At 60.0% G+C, this 15406-nt stretch carries 15 protein-coding genes and 2 riboswitches; of the genes, 8 read left to right on the forward strand and 7 right to left on the reverse strand.

The window, feature by feature from the left end; all coding sequences use genetic code 11:
- Positions 1-242: 242 nt before the first annotated feature.
- The 3 genes from Q1A89_RS10265 (at position 243) to Q1A89_RS10275 (ending at position 1995) form a co-directional block, all read left to right on the forward strand.
- Entirely contained in the window at positions 243-761 is a 519-nt protein-coding gene (locus Q1A89_RS10265) for a hypothetical protein (RefSeq protein ID WP_299727200.1), read from the forward strand.
- 259 nt (positions 762-1020) lie between these two features.
- A complete protein-coding gene (locus tag Q1A89_RS10270) occupies positions 1021-1440 on the forward strand; it encodes a hypothetical protein (RefSeq protein WP_299727203.1) in 420 nt (139 codons plus the stop codon).
- Between the two features lie 216 nt (positions 1441-1656).
- Positions 1657-1995, forward strand: a complete 339-nt coding sequence (locus tag Q1A89_RS10275; RefSeq protein WP_299727207.1) for an EamA family transporter — start codon at positions 1657-1659, stop codon at positions 1993-1995.
- 42 nt (positions 1996-2037) lie between these two features.
- Here Q1A89_RS10275 and Q1A89_RS10280 read toward each other — a convergent pair whose 3' ends face one another.
- Positions 2038-2508, reverse strand: coding sequence for a DUF427 domain-containing protein (locus Q1A89_RS10280; protein WP_299727210.1), 471 nt, complete (start codon positions 2506-2508; stop codon positions 2038-2040).
- A gap of 119 nt (positions 2509-2627) precedes the next feature.
- Between Q1A89_RS10280 and Q1A89_RS10285 the strand changes: the two genes are divergently transcribed.
- Positions 2628-3275 carry a hypothetical protein gene (locus tag Q1A89_RS10285; RefSeq protein ID WP_299727213.1) on the forward strand — a complete coding sequence of 216 codons (648 nt, stop codon included), beginning with the start codon at positions 2628-2630 and terminating at the stop codon, positions 3273-3275.
- Between the two features lie 37 nt (positions 3276-3312).
- Here the strand turns inward: Q1A89_RS10285 and Q1A89_RS10290 are convergent, their stop codons facing one another.
- Positions 3313-5598: a glycosyl hydrolase family 28-related protein gene (locus Q1A89_RS10290; protein ID WP_299727216.1), complete on the reverse strand. Its 2286-nt coding sequence runs from the start codon at positions 5596-5598 to the stop codon at positions 3313-3315.
- A gap of 167 nt (positions 5599-5765) precedes the next feature.
- Here Q1A89_RS10290 and Q1A89_RS10295 point away from each other — a divergent pair, with 167 nt between their 5' ends.
- A complete protein-coding gene (locus Q1A89_RS10295) occupies positions 5766-6647 on the forward strand; it encodes a cobalamin-dependent protein (RefSeq protein ID WP_299727219.1) in 882 nt (293 codons plus the stop codon).
- Between the two features lie 24 nt (positions 6648-6671).
- On the opposite strand, the gene Q1A89_RS10300 is transcribed toward Q1A89_RS10295, so the two are convergent.
- On the reverse strand, positions 6672-7097 hold the full coding sequence (locus Q1A89_RS10300) for a tellurite resistance TerB family protein (RefSeq protein WP_299727222.1): 426 nt from the start codon (positions 7095-7097) through the stop codon (positions 6672-6674).
- A gap of 144 nt (positions 7098-7241) precedes the next feature.
- Here Q1A89_RS10300 and Q1A89_RS10305 point away from each other — a divergent pair, with 144 nt between their 5' ends.
- The gene (locus tag Q1A89_RS10305; RefSeq protein WP_299727225.1) at positions 7242-8819 is read left to right on the forward strand and encodes a lysine--tRNA ligase; all 1578 of its coding nucleotides are present in this window, start codon (positions 7242-7244) and stop codon (positions 8817-8819) included.
- A 75-nt stretch (positions 8820-8894) separates the two neighbouring features.
- Positions 8895-9296 carry a DUF4864 domain-containing protein gene (locus tag Q1A89_RS10310; RefSeq protein WP_299727228.1) on the forward strand — a complete coding sequence of 134 codons (402 nt, stop codon included), beginning with the start codon at positions 8895-8897 and terminating at the stop codon, positions 9294-9296.
- 3 nt (positions 9297-9299) lie between these two features.
- Here Q1A89_RS10310 and Q1A89_RS10315 read toward each other — a convergent pair whose 3' ends face one another.
- The 4 genes from Q1A89_RS10315 to Q1A89_RS10330 are packed head-to-tail and all read right to left on the reverse strand — an operon-like array spanning position 9300 to position 13656.
- On the reverse strand, positions 9300-9950 hold the full coding sequence (locus Q1A89_RS10315) for an ABC-type transport auxiliary lipoprotein family protein (protein WP_299727231.1): 651 nt from the start codon (positions 9948-9950) through the stop codon (positions 9300-9302).
- A complete protein-coding gene (locus tag Q1A89_RS10320) occupies positions 9947-11725 on the reverse strand; it encodes an MlaD family protein (protein ID WP_299727234.1) in 1779 nt (592 codons plus the stop codon). The genes Q1A89_RS10315 and Q1A89_RS10320 overlap by 4 nt, the downstream gene beginning before the upstream one ends.
- 18 nt (positions 11726-11743) lie before the next feature.
- Positions 11744-12535, reverse strand: coding sequence for an ATP-binding cassette domain-containing protein (locus Q1A89_RS10325; RefSeq protein ID WP_299727237.1), 792 nt, complete (start codon positions 12533-12535; stop codon positions 11744-11746).
- Complete coding sequence (locus Q1A89_RS10330) at positions 12532-13656, reverse strand: MlaE family lipid ABC transporter permease subunit (protein ID WP_299727240.1); 1125 nt, start codon at positions 13654-13656, stop codon at positions 12532-12534. Before Q1A89_RS10330 ends, Q1A89_RS10325 begins: the two co-directional genes overlap by 4 nt.
- Before the next feature lie 209 nt (positions 13657-13865).
- Positions 13866-13959, forward strand: a riboswitch (glycine riboswitch).
- Positions 13960-13977: 18 nt separating this feature from the next.
- A riboswitch (glycine riboswitch) is annotated at positions 13978-14085 on the forward strand.
- A 63-nt stretch (positions 14086-14148) separates the two neighbouring features.
- Here Q1A89_RS10330 and Q1A89_RS10335 point away from each other — a divergent pair.
- A complete protein-coding gene (locus Q1A89_RS10335) occupies positions 14149-15381 on the forward strand; it encodes a D-amino acid dehydrogenase (protein ID WP_299727263.1) in 1233 nt (410 codons plus the stop codon).
- Positions 15382-15406 lie beyond the last annotated feature (25 nt).

Below are 15406 nucleotides of genomic sequence, written 5' to 3' on the forward strand. Positions count from 1 at the left end.
TAACTGTTTCGTGCCATCAATTTAACAATCAGTTGATCCGTGTTAAGGATGAGACCATGTCAGACGCAAAAGCCGATATTCTCGAAACGCTTGATCGAATAGAACGTTCGCGTAGGATACAACCTAGTCGCACTGTTTTTTGGAGTCTTTGCACGATAGTGTTGATATGTTTGATGGTCGCCGCCATACTCTCCTAGGTTGGTTGTGGGAGCAATAGATCGGCAACAGATTTTGAAAAGGACGTGCTGCAACGCCTGTCCTCTATTGAAGCAAACGATAAGCATAAAATCACTTATGGAACTCTTTTTTTGGGCATTGGGTTTTTGATTGCTGCGATTTTAGCAGGAAACTTTGCAATTCAAAAACATAGCGCGTCAGAAATCCGTTTTCAATTAAACACTGCGATTGATAGTGCGATGCAGGAGTCAAACAGAAAAGTTGCTGCGGCTATCGAGAATCAGTTCGATCTTCAACGCGATACGATTTTTGATCAATTGGCTTCTTTTCAGTTTGCACCGCTGGGTTACCCGTCAGCGGAAGGCGGAATGCAGGTTTGGACCGGAATAGACACCAAAGGTGTTGCTTCAACGCCTAAAATCTACGTAGCAGACCAAGAGTCGAAGGCTCTTCTTTTGTCAGAATGGGGTCAAATCGTTTCTGAGTGGCAATTAACACAAGATACAGCATCCTATGACTTAAAAGAGTTATTCATTCAAAACGAAACAGGAGAGTTTGTGCCTGCTTTTCCGGACTTAGAGTAAACGGGTAAATCTGCTCGTGCGGGTTTAGGTACTAGGTCTCGGCTTGGTGGCGCATATCGCCCGGCGGCACCGCCGGGCAGCGCCCGACCTCCCCCCGGGAGGGCACTATTGTCGATGTCACCAGCCACCCATCCCACATCCAGGCTTCAAAGCCATCCAGCAAACCAACTGAACCAAAGCGCCCACCCAGGTCGGGCGCCGCCCTACGCTCCAACAGTCACCGTTGGCCTGACGCATCAACCGGACTACCTTTGACCGCATGCGCCACATCCTCCCCCTCTTCCTCCTCACCACCCCGGCCCACGCGTGGGAGTTCACCCCAACCCCCATCTGCACCCTCACACACACCGAGGCGAGCGCCGCGGTCACCGTCACCTATGACCACACCACCAGCCTCTATGCGATCAAGGTCACAACGCCGCAGAACTGGCCCACAGCCCCCGCCTTTTCCATCCGATTTGACGGGCCGCGCGCGGGCATCATCTCGACCCAGCGGCATCAGACGGACGGCCCGACCCTCACCGTAACGGACTCCGGCTTTGGCAACGTGCTGGACGGGCTCGAGTTCAACATCTCCGCCACCGCCTTCACCGCGACCAATGCGGCGACGGTCTCGCTCGACGGCGCGGCGGGCCCCGTCCAGCAGTTCCGCGCCTGCACGGCAGCCCCGCTGACCTGAGGCCAAAGGTTAACAAAGGGCTAAATCGCCTCTGTAAGCCCTTGATTTATATGAGGGCCATACCTGTCCCAGCGTGGGACACCCTCAATCCACACATGCAGGCAGGGGTCCGGAATACCCCACTACGCCCACACGTCCGGGTGGTCTAACCTGACGTCCATTACATTTCAGCACCGCCTCAAGATCCGCATCGCGCATTCAAAAAAGGCGAATTTCATGACCCATTTACTCTTCGGCTTCGGCTTTACCCTCATCACCGCCATGATCGTGATCATCGGCGACACTGCCATCAAATATGCCGCCGACGGAAACCAGCACATGTGGTCCGGCCTCGTCGTGCTGGGCTGCGTCCTCTATGCCATTTCGGCGCTGTTCTGGTTCTTTGCCATGCAGCACGTCACGCTGGTGCAGGCGGGTGTCGCCTATTCCATGATCACCCTGCTGGCGTTGGCCCTGATCGGCGCGCTCTGGTTCGACGAGGCGCTGCATTTCCGGGAATATGCCGGGCTCGCCTGCGCCCTGCTCGCCATGGTTCTGCTCAGCCGCGTGGCCTAGAAGGTCGCGTCGCTCGCCCGAATTCATCGGCACAACTGCGTTTCACCAGTGCCGCGTGCCCGGCCCGCCCTTGATCCGGCCTTCCAGGTTCGGCGTGACCCAGCCGCCGTAAAAGTCGCCCGGCTGCGGCAAAACCCGGACGGCGCCGACAAAACAGGCCTCCATCCGCGCTGCATAAAAGGCCAGATGATCCTTGAGGGGCGCAAAGCGCGCGTCCGGCTTGGGATAGCTCCAAGCCGCCGCCTCGGCCACCACGCCACCCGCCGTCAGCGTCCAATAGGCCGCGCGCCCTTTCCATTCGCAAAAGGACGACCCGGCCGAGGGCGCAATCGCGCAGGTGACGTCTGCCCGCGGCAGATAATAGCTGGGCGCATGATGGGTTTCGAGGACGCGCAGGGCGGAAGTCGTATCGGCAATCACCGCACCCCCCAGCATCACCCGCACCCGCTGCGGCACAGGCTCAAGGGCGGGTGGACGCGGATAGGATTGAACGTTTTCGACCAGCAATTCCATGGCCAGACAGATAATCCGCACGAGCCCGTTGGCGAGTGCATCCTAACGGAATGTTAACCAAGATGCGGTCGTAGTCAGGTTCGATTAACCATTTTGGACCGCACTGGATGCGCCTCCCCTTGCTGCTCGCTCTTCTGCTGTTGCCCCTGCCCGCCGGGGCGGGGGCGTGGATGCGCGATGAGGGCAAGACGTTCCTGTCCTTCGGGGCAACGGTGGACGAGGACCAGCGCGTGGACGGGTCGATCTATGTCGAACACGGGCTGCGTCCCAAGCTGACGCTTGGGTTCAAGGCGGACATGGCGATGGACATGACAACGGGCCAACCCGGCGACGGCACCGCATTCATTTTCCTGCGCAAGCCGATCCCGACCGGCGACCGGGCCTACAAACTGGCCTACGAGGTTGGGGTGGGCGGCACCTTTGGCAGTGAAACGGTCCCCCTTGTGCGTGCGGGCCTCAGCTTTGGGCGTGGAGTCACGGTGTGGGGCAAATCCGGATGGGTAACGCTCGACACAGCGGTCGAGTGGGAAACCCAAAGCGAAGAGGCGACATTCAAAGTGGACGGAACGGTGGGGCTCACGCTGTCAGATCACTTCCAGGTCATGATGCAGGTGTTCTGGAGCCGGTCGGAGATCGATCAGGCGACCACTCTGGCGCCCTCATTGATCTGGCGGCCCAAACCCGAGGGGTCGACGCGCTACCAGCTTGGCGTCGAATCCGAAGAAGGGATTGTCGCGCTCAAACTGGGCTTGTGGCGCGACTTTTGACGCCGGGCAGGTTCAGGCACCCGCCCGGCAGCAATGATCAGTCCTTGTCCATGCGCACCATGGCACGGATCTGGCCACGCACGGTCGAGGCGAACTCCAGCGTGAATTGATCCTCGTTTGCGCCCACCCGGCCCTTGCCCACAGGGTTTTCATAGACGCGGGCGTTGGACGTGTTGCGGATGTCTCCGGTCAAGGCAACCGAGTCCACGAACTGGCAAAAGCTCTCAAAGGGCAGCTGCTTGTTGGTGTCGATGGTCCAGATCTTGGCGTTGGTGTTCTGATCATGGGCCACCAGCAGTGGGTTCGAGGCCTGCTCTTCCACGTTGTGATAGGAATTGCCCTCGAAATAGACAGAGCGATTTCGATCGTGGTTCAGATCGGCAAAGCTGGTGTCGACACGCTCGGCCCGGGTCATCGTCCCGTTGATACAGCGGAAGCGGTTGCCGGTGACCGAAACGCCATTCAGGAAATGCCCCGATCCGTGGGGTTTGACCACCAGATAGCTGAACCAGTCGGCCACATCGCTGGCCAGGAACACGTTGTCGGTCAGGCTGAACGAGCTGAACGAAAACCCGGCCGTAAACTGCGGTGTGGGGTCACGCTCATTTGTCCACTCGATAAAGCAGTTATCGACATAGTTGCCGCTGATCACACTGGCGGTGAAGTTGTCCTGAAGGACAATGCCCGCCGTGCGAATTCCGCCCGACACACCGTCACCCTGGAAAAAGTGGTTGCCCATGATCAAGTGGTTCTGCCCAGCCGCACAGATGAAATGACGGAACTGCGTGGCCCGGCAATCGCGGATCTTGGCGTCGTTGGAATTCACGTTCAGCCCGATGGATGTGCGCTGATCCACTGTCTCGCTTTCTTCGGTGGACAGGAACTGGCACCGGTCGATCAGGATGCCCTGACACCCGCCGCCAATCGAGGTCAGACCGCGATCCAAGGGGCGGCTGATAAAGCACTCCTGAAGCTCGAATGTCGGCCCTGCCGGGGCCAGCATGATGCCGCTGCACTTGCCGTTGCACTGGAACTCGATGCTGCTCATGTTGAACTTGGACAGCTTGGAAAAACCGCTCAGATCGACAAGGTACTGGAAGCGTCGAAAGGTGTAGTTCTGCGTGCCAACCGCATCGAAGATCGGCGCGTTCAGTGTGATTTCCTGTGCGGCGACATTGACCTCGCGCACATAGATTTCACGGCCCACACCATTGCCCTCGACCAGTGACCCGACCTCGATATTGGCCGCGTTGGTCACGTTGGTCAGCGTCCGCGTGTTGGAGGTGCTGTAGGTCGCCTGGCTGGTCGTCACCACAGTGTCCCAGTTGTCGCCGACGGCCTCGATCTGCCCATTTCGGATCACCCGGCGGGTGTTGAACTGGTCCCGGTTCGGAACGGCGGCCTGCATATCGATGGGGCCATCGACCTGCACCCGACGACCACCCAGGTCCAGGCTATCGTGATCCGAACTGTTCAACAGGGCCTGAAACGCCTTGCGAAAGGCGACCCCTTCGTCGCCAAAGGCTTCGATGTAGGTGGGCAGATCAAAGCTCTTGCGCAGCAGGAACATCTTGTCGACAGGCATATCAATCTGCCCCTCGAACTTCACCTGATGATCAAGGGCAACGTCCTTTTCCAACCGGAACGTCCCGGCAGGCACCAGAATGGTGCGCCCCGCCGCCGCCGCATTGGCCGCGTCAAAGGCGTCGCTGTCATCGGTCACCCCGTCACCCACGGCACCAAAGTCGCGCACATCCACGCTCGACACGATGTCGCGCAGAAAGACCGAGGTGATGTCTTCGATCTCGATGTCATCAAGACGTACGATGCCGCCATTGGGGCCGGACAGTGTGATGCCGAAATGGCCATAAACCGGCTCAGAGCCCCAGACCATGTCCACGCCGCCGCGATTGCCCGCCCCGACGATGGCGGACACTTCGACCACCTCACCGTAGCTGGTCAAAGTGCGCACATTCGCATTCGTGGTCACACCGGTGACTTCCGATCCGTCACCGCGCGCCGCATAGCCCGAAATGCGCACCTCGGGCAAACTGCCGCTGATCGCCTTGATCCGGGCGGTGACGCGCAGATAGCAGCCGGGTAGCAAGGGCGTTTCGCCCATGTATCGCACCCGCGTAAATGTCTCTGTCTTCTGCAATTCCAGACAACCGCCGAAATCCTGATCGGCGGGAGTAAAGGCCGCATTGGCCGCATTGAGATAGGTGTCAGAGCCCGGCGTCCCATCCCCGCTCGACCAAACATCCAGACCGTTCGCAAAGGCCGGCGGCATCAGCAGCACGCCATCAGTGATCGCCTTGTTCATCCATACATCCCTTTTTGCAGGGGCCGGAGGTCCGGCCTGTTCGGAGAGGGGAAGTATCAACGAGGAGTTAATGAGGGGTCATGGGGTCGTGCGCTCTGCCCGGGCAACAGGCAACAGGTATGTAAACTAAAGTTGACATATTGAGGCGCACTGCCCTAACGTCAGCAATGCACTCAGGCGACGGTCCGATCACCGGATTCGGCCCTGTTTCGGCGGCGGGGATCACGGACATGATGGACACGACCCGACAGTTTTCCAGTGATGTCTATCAAAAGACGCACACAGACGTGCGCAGTCTCAAGGCGAAACTGCCCGAGGACTCAATTGGCAGCATCGTCGAGGAAATCCTGAACCGCATCAAATCGCGTGGCCAAGTCAGCGGCGACTCGATCAACGCCCCCTCCCCGGAACGGGTGGAAAAACTGGCCTACGCGCTCATTTCAGACGACGATCAGGAAGGGGCACGTTTCATTCAGGACGTCCGCGAAGATGGGGCCAGCCTCGAGGCCGTCTACCTCGCCTACCTCGCGCAGGCGGCCTACCGCCTGGGCGAATGGTGGACGGATGATCATGTGTCCTTTGTCGAGGTCACAGTCGGCACCAGTCGCATCTATTCCATCATGCGCGGGCTCAGCCACCTTTTCACTCCGCGTTGGCCCGTCGAAGTGAAATCCGCCGTCTTTGCGACCGTCCCGGGCGAAACCCACGTGCTGGGCATACGCATGGCACGCGATCTGTTCAGCAAGGAAGGCTGGGACATCGATCTGAAAATCGGCAAGGACCATGACACGCTGGTCGACGAAATCGCGCACCTCGACTGCACGGTCATCGGCCTGTCTGCGGCAGGCGGACACTCCGCCGCGGCTCTAGCCAAGCTGGTGCTCGCCCTGCGGATCAGCAACCCCGGCGCACAAATATTCCTGAGCGGCAATATTGTGAATGACGCAAGCGACCTCGTCGCCCTCATGGATCTTGACGGCATCGCCACCGACGCCGACGCGGCGCGCAAGATCATGAATGCCGCCTGGCAAAACGCGCACCGCGCATAGGGCCTCTTGGGCCAAGGGCTGTGGCTACACGGTCAAATGCCGCGCCCGCGCACCGCGCTCAATGGCCGATGCATGCAACCGGTCAATCTCCAGCTCATAACGCATCTCTTCCAGCAGACGCAGTTCCGTCTCGTCCAGCGTCCCATCCGCTGCGGCCACGTCACAGGCCAGGGCATAGGCGGTTTCATACAGCCGATCCGGCAGCGCCTCCCGGACAAGGCCAAACAGGGCATCCAGCCCGTCTTCCTGCTCGAATAGATCAAACACGGTCTGCGCCACCACGTTCATGCGGTCAGGATCGTAGCTCGCAAAGATCGGCAAATGGTTCACGGCCGAATTGATCTTGACCAGTTCAGCGGTGCGGATGTCCTCATCCGACGCCGAAATGGCGATCATCACCGCCACAAGGGCGTCCTGCGGCGTCAGGCTCAGCTGTTCGGTCTCGGACATCGGTCTTCCTTTCCACTTCGGCACCCCCTCAATATTGACGGCTGCCCCCCCTCGCAATAGGTAGCGGCGGGATGATGCGCACAACAGGGCGCGTCGAATTGCCCTCCGCGACGGGCGGCAGGACATGAATTGGGACAATACCTTATGTCGAGTTTGCGTGACAGTGCGATGACAAGCAAAGCGTGGCCCTTTGAAGAGGCACGAAAGCTGCTCAAACGCTACGAGAAAGCGCCGCCTGAAAAGGGGTATGTGCTGTTCGAAACCGGCTACGGACCGTCCGGCCTGCCCCATATCGGCACCTTCGGCGAAGTGTTGCGCACCACGATGGTGCGCCGGGCATTCGAGGAAATCTCGGACATCCCCACAAAACTGGTCTGCTTTTCCGATGACCTTGACGGTTTGCGCAAAGTGCCGGGCAACGTCCCCAATCCGGAACGGCTGGAACAGCACCTGCAGCGCCCGCTCACGGACGTCCCCGATCCGTTCGAAAAATATGAAAGCTTTGGCCATCACAACAACGCCATGCTGCGCCGGTTTCTCGACACGTTCGGGTTCGACTACGAATTCGTCTCTGCACGCGAGTTCTACGCCTCAGGGCAATTTGACGAGATTCTGCTGAAATGCGCGGAAAAATACGACGACCTGATGAAGATCATGCTGAAATCCCTGCGCGAGGAACGCCAGCAATCCTACTCGATCTTCCTGCCCCTGCATCCCGAAAGCCGCCGGGTCATGTATGTGCCCATGAAACACGTGGACGCGCAGAACGGCACGGTCACCTTTGACGATGAGACTGGCAAGGAATGGACGCTGCCTGTCACCGGGGGCAACGTCAAACTCCAGTGGAAGCCCGATTTCGGCGCCCGTTGGGCCGCTCTCGGCGTCGATTTCGAGATGTATGGCAAAGAACACGCCACGAACGAGAAAATCTATGACGCGATCTGCCGGACCCTCGGCGCGCGCCCGCCTGAACATTACAGCTTCGAGTTGTTTCTCGACGACAAGGGACAGAAGATTGCGAAATCTTCGGGCAACGGCATCAGCATCGATGAATGGCTAACCTATGCCAGTACCGAGTCGCTGTCCTACTTCATGTATCAAAAGCCCAAGACGGCCAAACGGCTGTATTTCGACGTGATCCCCAAGGCCGTGGACGAATACCACCAACAATTGCGCGCCTATGCGGGTCAGGACGACACGCAACGACTCAACAACCCTGTCTGGCATATCCATGGCGGCGACGTACCTGCCAGTGACATGGTGGTGCCGTTCTCGATGCTGCTCAACCTCGCTTCGGTCAGCAGTGCCGAAACCAAGGACACGCTCTGGGGATTCATCCAGCGCTATGCACCGGACACTGGGCCCGACACGCATCCCGGCATGGATCAGGCCGTCGGCTTTGCAGTGCGCTATTACAATGACTTTGTGAAGCCGACCAAAACCTACCGACTGCCCACAGATCAAGAACGCGAAGCCCTTGAGGCCCTGCGCGCAGAACTGGCCGCCTATGACGGTGCCATGGACGACGAGGCGCTGCAATCCGTGGTCTACGCTGTAGGCCGCGACCGCTTTGACCCGCTCAGGGGATGGTTCACAGCCCTCTACGAAGTGCTCTTGGGCGCAAGCCAGGGCCCGCGTTTCGGCGGCTTCATCGCGCTTTACGGGCTCGATGAAACCATCGCGCTGATCGATCATGCTCTGGCAGGCACGCTCGTCGGCTAACCCTCACGCAACAGCCAAGACTTGGCGCGACGCACGGCGGCACTATCATCTTCCTTGCAAAGAGGGAGATGACACATGCGCAATTGGATAATGGGCGTCGCACTGGCTGCCAGCATGGCGGGCGCCGCATGGGCGCAAGGCACTGAAATCGAAGGTGTAATTTCAGAGCAGCTCGAAGCGTTCAAGACCGACAACTTCGCCCAGGCCTTCGAATTCGCTTCCCCCAACATCCGAGGCATCTTCCAGACGCCGGAAAATTTCGGGCGCATGGTCACACAGGGCTATCCCATGGTCTGGCGCCCGGGCGAGGTCACATATCTCGAACTGCGCGAGGAAAACGGCAGCTTCTGGCAAAAAGTGCAGATCGTGGACAGCGAGGGGCGCGTGCACGTGCTCGACTACCGGATGCTCGAAACCGAGGCCGGGTGGAAAATCAACGGCGTCCAACTGCTGGAAAGCGCGGGCGTCAGCGCCTGACCCTCAGAACCGCGGCGCACCGTAAGAGGCGATTTCGCGAATGCTCCACTCCACCGCGTCGCGCAACGTATCCCCAAGGGCCAGATCAAAGGCCAGCGTCACGTCAACGGCCTCATCAGATGCGGCCTGCGCCACCTCTTCAAACGACCGGGACGCGATGATCCGGTCCGAAAACGCGTCGACCACCTTGATGTTCAGACGCACATCCACCTCAAGCGGTGCGTCGGAATCTCCCGGCGGCACAATCGCCTGAAACTCGCGAATGTCGGTGACAATCAGGAAATCCGCGCGCAGACCAATGGCCGAGCTTCCCACCGCAGGCACACGGCCCGAATTCTCGAAACTCTCGATCATCAGCGATTGGACAATCAGCGGCGCGCGATCGACCCAGCGGGCCTCCGGCAGGTACTGCACGCGCAGGGGCGTCGGTTGCACCGCGATCTGGTCGGTATCGACCGATGCCGTGGCCGTAGGCTCCTGCACCGCAATCTGATAGCGCAGGCGCGGCAGATCAGCGTCAAACGTGCTTTTGGGGGTCAGAACGTACAACTCGTTCGGAACACTCGCCGCCGTCAGACCGGACAAGGCCGCACAGCCCGGCATGAACACCAGACAGATCAAAGCCAGCGGCCATGGTTTTACAAACATCTTCATCGGTCAAACCTTGAGTTTTGAGTGCCCAGCAAAAAGCGCGCCGGGTCGCGTTCGATCCTGTTGACCAACCGCTCGATATTCACAACCAGGCTGCGGGCCTCTTCGGTGAACCTGAGGGCCGAAGGCAGGCCCAGCCGCAGAAAATCCGAAAGCTGACGCTGATTGTTGCGCACCACCTGTTCAAGGGACGCGGTGAGGTTGGCCGCAGACGTCGATGCAGCCACCACTTTTTCCGAAACGATATCGATGTTCTCCGCCGCCTTGTTGACCGTCGTGGTCAGCGCCTTGGCCGCGCCACTCAGATCACTGATCACACCCTCGACGTCGTTTTCGATGATGCGATTGGCCAAGTCGAACGTCTTGTTGGCCGAGGCGAGGGTAACGGATGCATCCTCCATCGCCGTGAATACAGCCGCCAGGGTCACATCGGCATTGGTAAAGGTCTTGTCCGCCGTCGCGATCAGCGCGGTGCCATCATCGGCAAAGGTGATGAACCGGTCAGCCACAATATTTGCGCGCGTGCCCACCTCGTCGATGACACGGTTTGCCGTCTGGGCCGTGGTGCGCAAATCGCTGGTCAGCGGGGTCAATTGTTCGTCGATATAGGTATTGGCCCGTGCAACAGTGGTGCGGGCATCCCGGATGGTGATCTGCGCATCATCCAGTGCAACGGCAGCGGAATCGAGCGCAACACCCCCGCGATCCGCCAGATCATCAATCCGCCCGGCAATCCGCTGCACCTCGCCCCCCGCTTCGGTGATGACCCGATTGGCGGTCTGGGTGGTTGTGCGCAGGTCATCCGACAGCGGCACCAGATTGTTGTCGGTGAAAGACGTGATGCCCTCGATGGCCTCATTGGCCGTCGTGAATGTCTGGTTCGCCGTCGCCAGTGTCTCGTTCGCACTCTCCAGCACCGTGCCGCCCCTCAGGGCCAGTTCATCAATGCGCGCGGCAATCTCGCTTGCGTCACTGCCGACTTCTTCGATCACCCGGGTCGCAGTTTGCGTTGCTGTGCGCAGATCATCCGCCAGCGGAACCAGATCTTCATCCGTGAACGTCCCGATACGGGCCACCGTGTCGTTGGTCGTCTCCAGAGTGGTCGTGGCCGTGGTCAGCGTGGTTTCCGCCGTGTCAGCCAGCGTATCCAGCCGGTCGGTAAAATCCGCAATCTCGCGGGCGGCCGATCCCAGATCGCCGGACAGGGATTCAAAATCCGTCAGCACCGTATCAATGCGGGCCGAGGCAGAGGACAGGTTTTCCAACAGCGTCGCCACCGCCTCACGGTTTTGCGGGTCAAACACGTCATTGACGTTTTCCAGCAACTCGACCGCCCGGTCGAGGACCAGGGGCGCGCCCTCGAACACCGACTGCAAGGCAGAGCGTTCGGACGGGATTTCGCTATTGCTTGGCAAGGCGGCAGAGGTTTCCGACCCGCCGGACAGGCCGACAAAACTGACGCCTGTGACCCCTTGGGATTGCAATTTGGCGACGGTTTCTGTGTTCACGGGCGTATCGGCGGCCACTTCGATGCGGACCCGCACTTTCGAAGAATCCACCTCGTCCAGATCGAGATCAACCACCTGCCCAACGGGCAAACCATTGTATCGCACGTCGCTGGCCGACCCAAGGCCCGACACATCCTCGAACAGGATGTCGTAATATGCGTATTGGCGGTCAACCTCGACTTTGGCCAGCCACAGCAAAAGCCCAAGCGCGCCAAGGATTCCCCCCAAGGTGAACAACCCGATCAGAACGTAGTTGGCTTTGGTTTCCATAACTGGCGGCAGCCTTCCTCAGGTTTTCTCTTGGGCCGCACGGGCGCGCGGTCCGGTAAAGTATTCCTGCACCCATGGGTGGTCGATTTCTGTCATCCCCTCGATCGGCCCCTCGAACAGCACCCGCTTTTCGGCAAGCACTGCAATTCTGTCGCAGATTGCATAAAGAGAGTCGAGATCGTGGGTCACCATAAACACCGTCAGCCCCAGCGACCGTTTGAGTTCATTGATCAATTCGTCATAGGCCGCCGCCCCGATGGGGTCGAGGCCGGCAGTCGGCTCGTCCAGAAAAACGATGGCCGGGTCCAGTGCCAATGCCCGCGCGAGCGCGGCGCGCTTGCGCATACCGCCCGACAGTTCCGAGGGCAGCTTGCCACAGGCCAGTTGCGGCAGGCCCACAAGGCTGATCTTCAATTCGCCCAGCGCCTTCATCAGCGCCGGGCTCAGCTTCATATGCTCGCGCATCGGCGCTTCGACATTCTGCAAAACGGTGAGCGATGAAAACAGCGCCCCGTCCTGAAAGGCGACGCCCCATTGCTTTTCAGCGGCCAACCGTTCCTCGCGCGTGCCGTTCAGCACATCCGCCCCCAGCACGTTGATCGACCCCGCAGCAGGACGGTTGAGGCCCACAATGGTGCGCAACAGCACGGATTTGCCGGTGCCCGAGCCGCCGACGATGCCCAACACCTCGCCCTTCCAGACGTCCAGATCGAGATTGTCATGCACCACTTGCGGCCCAAACTGGTTCCGCAGCCCCCGCACGGTGATCACCGCCTCGCGGTCGGGCCGGGTGGCCGGGCTGTCGCTCATACCCCCAGCTCCGAGAAAAAGATCGAGAACACGGCGTCGGCCACGATCACGAGAAAAATGGATTGCACCACGGATGTGGTGGTGTGACGCCCCACGCTGTCCGCCGATCCCTTGACCTGCATGGCTTGCCAGCAGGCGACCACAGAGATGATGGCGGCAAAGAAGGGCGCCTTGATCATGCCGATGATCAGATGCCAGATGTCGGTGTTTTCCTGCAGACGCGTGATGAACATGCTCGGGCTCACGCCCAGCTCGATCCAGCTCATCAATGCGCCGCCAAAGAGGCCCGAGATATTGGCGATAAAGCCAAGAATGGGCAGCATGATGACCAGCGCGATGACACGAGGCAGCACCAGCACTTCGATCGGATCAAGGCCAAGGGTGCGCATCGCATCGAGTTCCTCGCGCACCTTCATCGACCCGATAGAGGCGGTAAAGGCCGACCCGGACCGGCCCGCCACGATAATCGAGGTCAGCAAAATGCCCAACTCGCGCAGGATCGAAATGGCGATCAGATCGACGACGAACACCTCCGCTCCGAACTGGCGCAATTGCGAGGCCCCCTGAAAGGCAAGCACGATCCCGATCAGGAAACTCATCAGCATCACGATGGGAATGGCGTGAAACCCGGTCTCCTCCATCTGGCTGACAAGGGCCGCCGTGCGCCAGCGGCGCGGACGGACCACGCCGTAGAAAAAGCGGGACAGAACCTCGCCCAGAAAGCTCGCAAGCGACAGGGCCGACGCCCCCATGGCCGCCGTGGCCGCTCCAATGCTGGCCACCCACGCGATGATCCCGCGCTCAGGTTGGGCGTTGTCGTCCTCTTTGGGCAGCGCCTCCTGCACCGTGTCGATCAGGGCTATGCGGTTGGACGAGGCGTCGATCAACTCGACACTGACACCTTGGGCCTCAAGGCGGGTCTTGAGGGTCGCGATCAGCCACGCCCCGCTGGTGTCCAGCGCCTCTAGCCCATCGAGATCGACACGCAGGCGGGGTGCAGCCGTTGTGATCTTGTGAAACTCCGGCTCGATATCCTCAAGATATTCAATCGCCAAACGCCCGGCGACGCGCAAAACCGGCGCATCCTGCGTGTCCTCAAACAAAAGGGTCGGGGCGTTCATCAACGATCAATCCGGCAGCTGGATCAGGGGAAAATACGGGGCAACCCGTCCCTGATACCGCAACGCTCTGGCAATGGCCACGGCCTTTGCCCGCTGGCAAAAACGGGCCCATGTGGCGGGCCGGGCACGCTCACGATGAGCGCAAGCAATCGTGCAATCAAATCCATTGACCGAACGCCCACACAGCCCCTATATCGCGCTCAGTCGCATAGGCTGACATGGGAGAGCGCAGGCTGATTCGCCTGCCGCCGAAGGAGCAAACGCCCCAACAAACTCTCAGGCATCAGGAACCGTGCCAGCCGCGCCCCAAAACCCGGGGCATATCGACGATCTGGAGAGCGGTCGGGTGCAGACGCCCCCGGCCCACCGACGGAGAAAGCGCCAGCATATCGGCGTGAAACTCTCAGGTTACGCAACAGATGGGGACGCAATCCGGCAAACCGCCGGAGGCGTCCGTGTCAACTGCGTCGCAAATCTGAGGGGACCCCACCCATGACCCATATCGCCGTGATCGGCGCCGGTATCACCGGTATCACCACCGCCTACGCCCTGGCCCGCCGCGGCTATCAGGTGTCTGTTTTTGACCGCAATCGCTATGCGGCGATGGAAACGTCCTTCGCCAATGGCGGCCAGCTGTCTGCCTCCAATGCCGAGGTCTGGACCCGCTGGGGCACCGTGATGAAGGGGCTGAAATGGATGTTCCACCCCGACGCGCCTTTGCTCGTGAACCCCAAACCCAGCTGGCACAAACTGTCCTGGATGGCACAATTCGTCGGCAACATCCCCTATTACGAGGCCAACACCATCGCAACCGCACGGCTCGCTATCGCCGCGCGCCAGCACCTGCTGGATTTCGCCGATGAGGTCGGCGTGGACTTCGACATGGAAAAGCGCGGCATCCTGCATGTGTACAAAAAACAGTCCGAATTCGACCACGCCCGGCGCGTGAACGTGCTCTTGGAAAAGGCAGGGCTCGAACGGCGCGAAGTCTCAGCCGCCGAAGTGCAAAAACTCGAACCCGCGCTGCAGACCGAAACACTGGGCGGCTTTTACACCGAAAGCGACTTTACCGGCGACATCCACAGCTTTTCCCGCAAGCTCAGCGATGGCTGCGAAAAGATGGGGGTCAAATTCCATTACAAATCCATCGTCACCGAAATCGAACACACCGGCACCGACGTGCGCCTCGACTGGAAAGAAGGCAAGGATAAGCACAGCGAAGTCTTCGACGGCATCGTCGTCTGCGCAGGCGTGGCCAGCCGTGCCATCGCCGCCCAACTCGGGGACCACGTGAACATCTATCCGGTCAAGGGCTATTCGATCACCGTCAACCTCGACGATGGCGCCAGCCAAGAAGCCGCCCCATGGGTCAGCCTGCTCGATGATCAGGCCAAGGTCGTGACCTCGCGTCTGGGCAAGAACCGGTTGCGGATTGCGGGCACAGCCGAATTCAACGGCTACAACCTCGACATCCGCGATGACCGGATCAAGCCGCTGCGTGACTGGTGCGAAACGTTCTTTCCCGCCGTCTCGACCGAACATTGCGTGCCATGGGCGGGCCTGCGGCCCATGCTGCCCTCGATGCTGCCCAAGGTCGGCCCCGGCAAGAAACCCGGCGTGTTCTACAACACCGGGCACGGACATCTGGGCTGGACCCTGGCAGCAGCCACCGCCCAAGGGGTTGCCGACAGCGTTGACGCCACTCGGATGAAAAACGCGGCCTGACTGTAGGGCGGATCAAGATCCGCCT

It is taken from the genome of uncultured Tateyamaria sp. (assembly GCF_947503045.1).
GTDB lineage: Bacteria > Pseudomonadota > Alphaproteobacteria > Rhodobacterales > Rhodobacteraceae > Tateyamaria.

What these genes read in the sequence shown, in the direction of transcription:
- Q1A89_RS10320 (WP_299727234.1), bottom strand. Translation starts at nt 11,725, where the DNA reads ATGGAAACCAAAGCCAACTACGTTCTGATCGGGTTGTTCACCTTGGGG.
- Q1A89_RS10325 (WP_299727237.1), bottom strand. Translation starts at nt 12,535, where the DNA reads ATGAGCGACAGCCCGGCCACCCGGCCCGACCGCGAGGCGGTGATCACC.
- Q1A89_RS10335 (WP_299727263.1), top strand. Translation starts at nt 14,149, where the DNA reads ATGACCCATATCGCCGTGATCGGCGCCGGTATCACCGGTATCACCACC.
- Q1A89_RS10280 (WP_299727210.1), bottom strand. Translation starts at nt 2,508, where the DNA reads ATGGAATTGCTGGTCGAAAACGTTCAATCCTATCCGCGTCCACCCGCC.
- Q1A89_RS10270 (WP_299727203.1), top strand. Translation starts at nt 1,021, where the DNA reads ATGCGCCACATCCTCCCCCTCTTCCTCCTCACCACCCCGGCCCACGCG.
- Q1A89_RS10290 (WP_299727216.1), bottom strand. Translation starts at nt 5,598, where the DNA reads ATGAACAAGGCGATCACTGATGGCGTGCTGCTGATGCCGCCGGCCTTT.
- Q1A89_RS10295 (WP_299727219.1), top strand. Translation starts at nt 5,766, where the DNA reads ATGCACTCAGGCGACGGTCCGATCACCGGATTCGGCCCTGTTTCGGCG.
- Q1A89_RS10300 (WP_299727222.1), bottom strand. Translation starts at nt 7,097, where the DNA reads ATGTCCGAGACCGAACAGCTGAGCCTGACGCCGCAGGACGCCCTTGTG.
- Q1A89_RS10330 (WP_299727240.1), bottom strand. Translation starts at nt 13,656, where the DNA reads ATGAACGCCCCGACCCTTTTGTTTGAGGACACGCAGGATGCGCCGGTT.
- Q1A89_RS10310 (WP_299727228.1), top strand. Translation starts at nt 8,895, where the DNA reads ATGCGCAATTGGATAATGGGCGTCGCACTGGCTGCCAGCATGGCGGGC.
- Q1A89_RS10275 (WP_299727207.1), top strand. Translation starts at nt 1,657, where the DNA reads ATGACCCATTTACTCTTCGGCTTCGGCTTTACCCTCATCACCGCCATG.
- Q1A89_RS10315 (WP_299727231.1), bottom strand. Translation starts at nt 9,950, where the DNA reads ATGAAGATGTTTGTAAAACCATGGCCGCTGGCTTTGATCTGTCTGGTG.
- Q1A89_RS10305 (WP_299727225.1), top strand. Translation starts at nt 7,242, where the DNA reads ATGTCGAGTTTGCGTGACAGTGCGATGACAAGCAAAGCGTGGCCCTTT.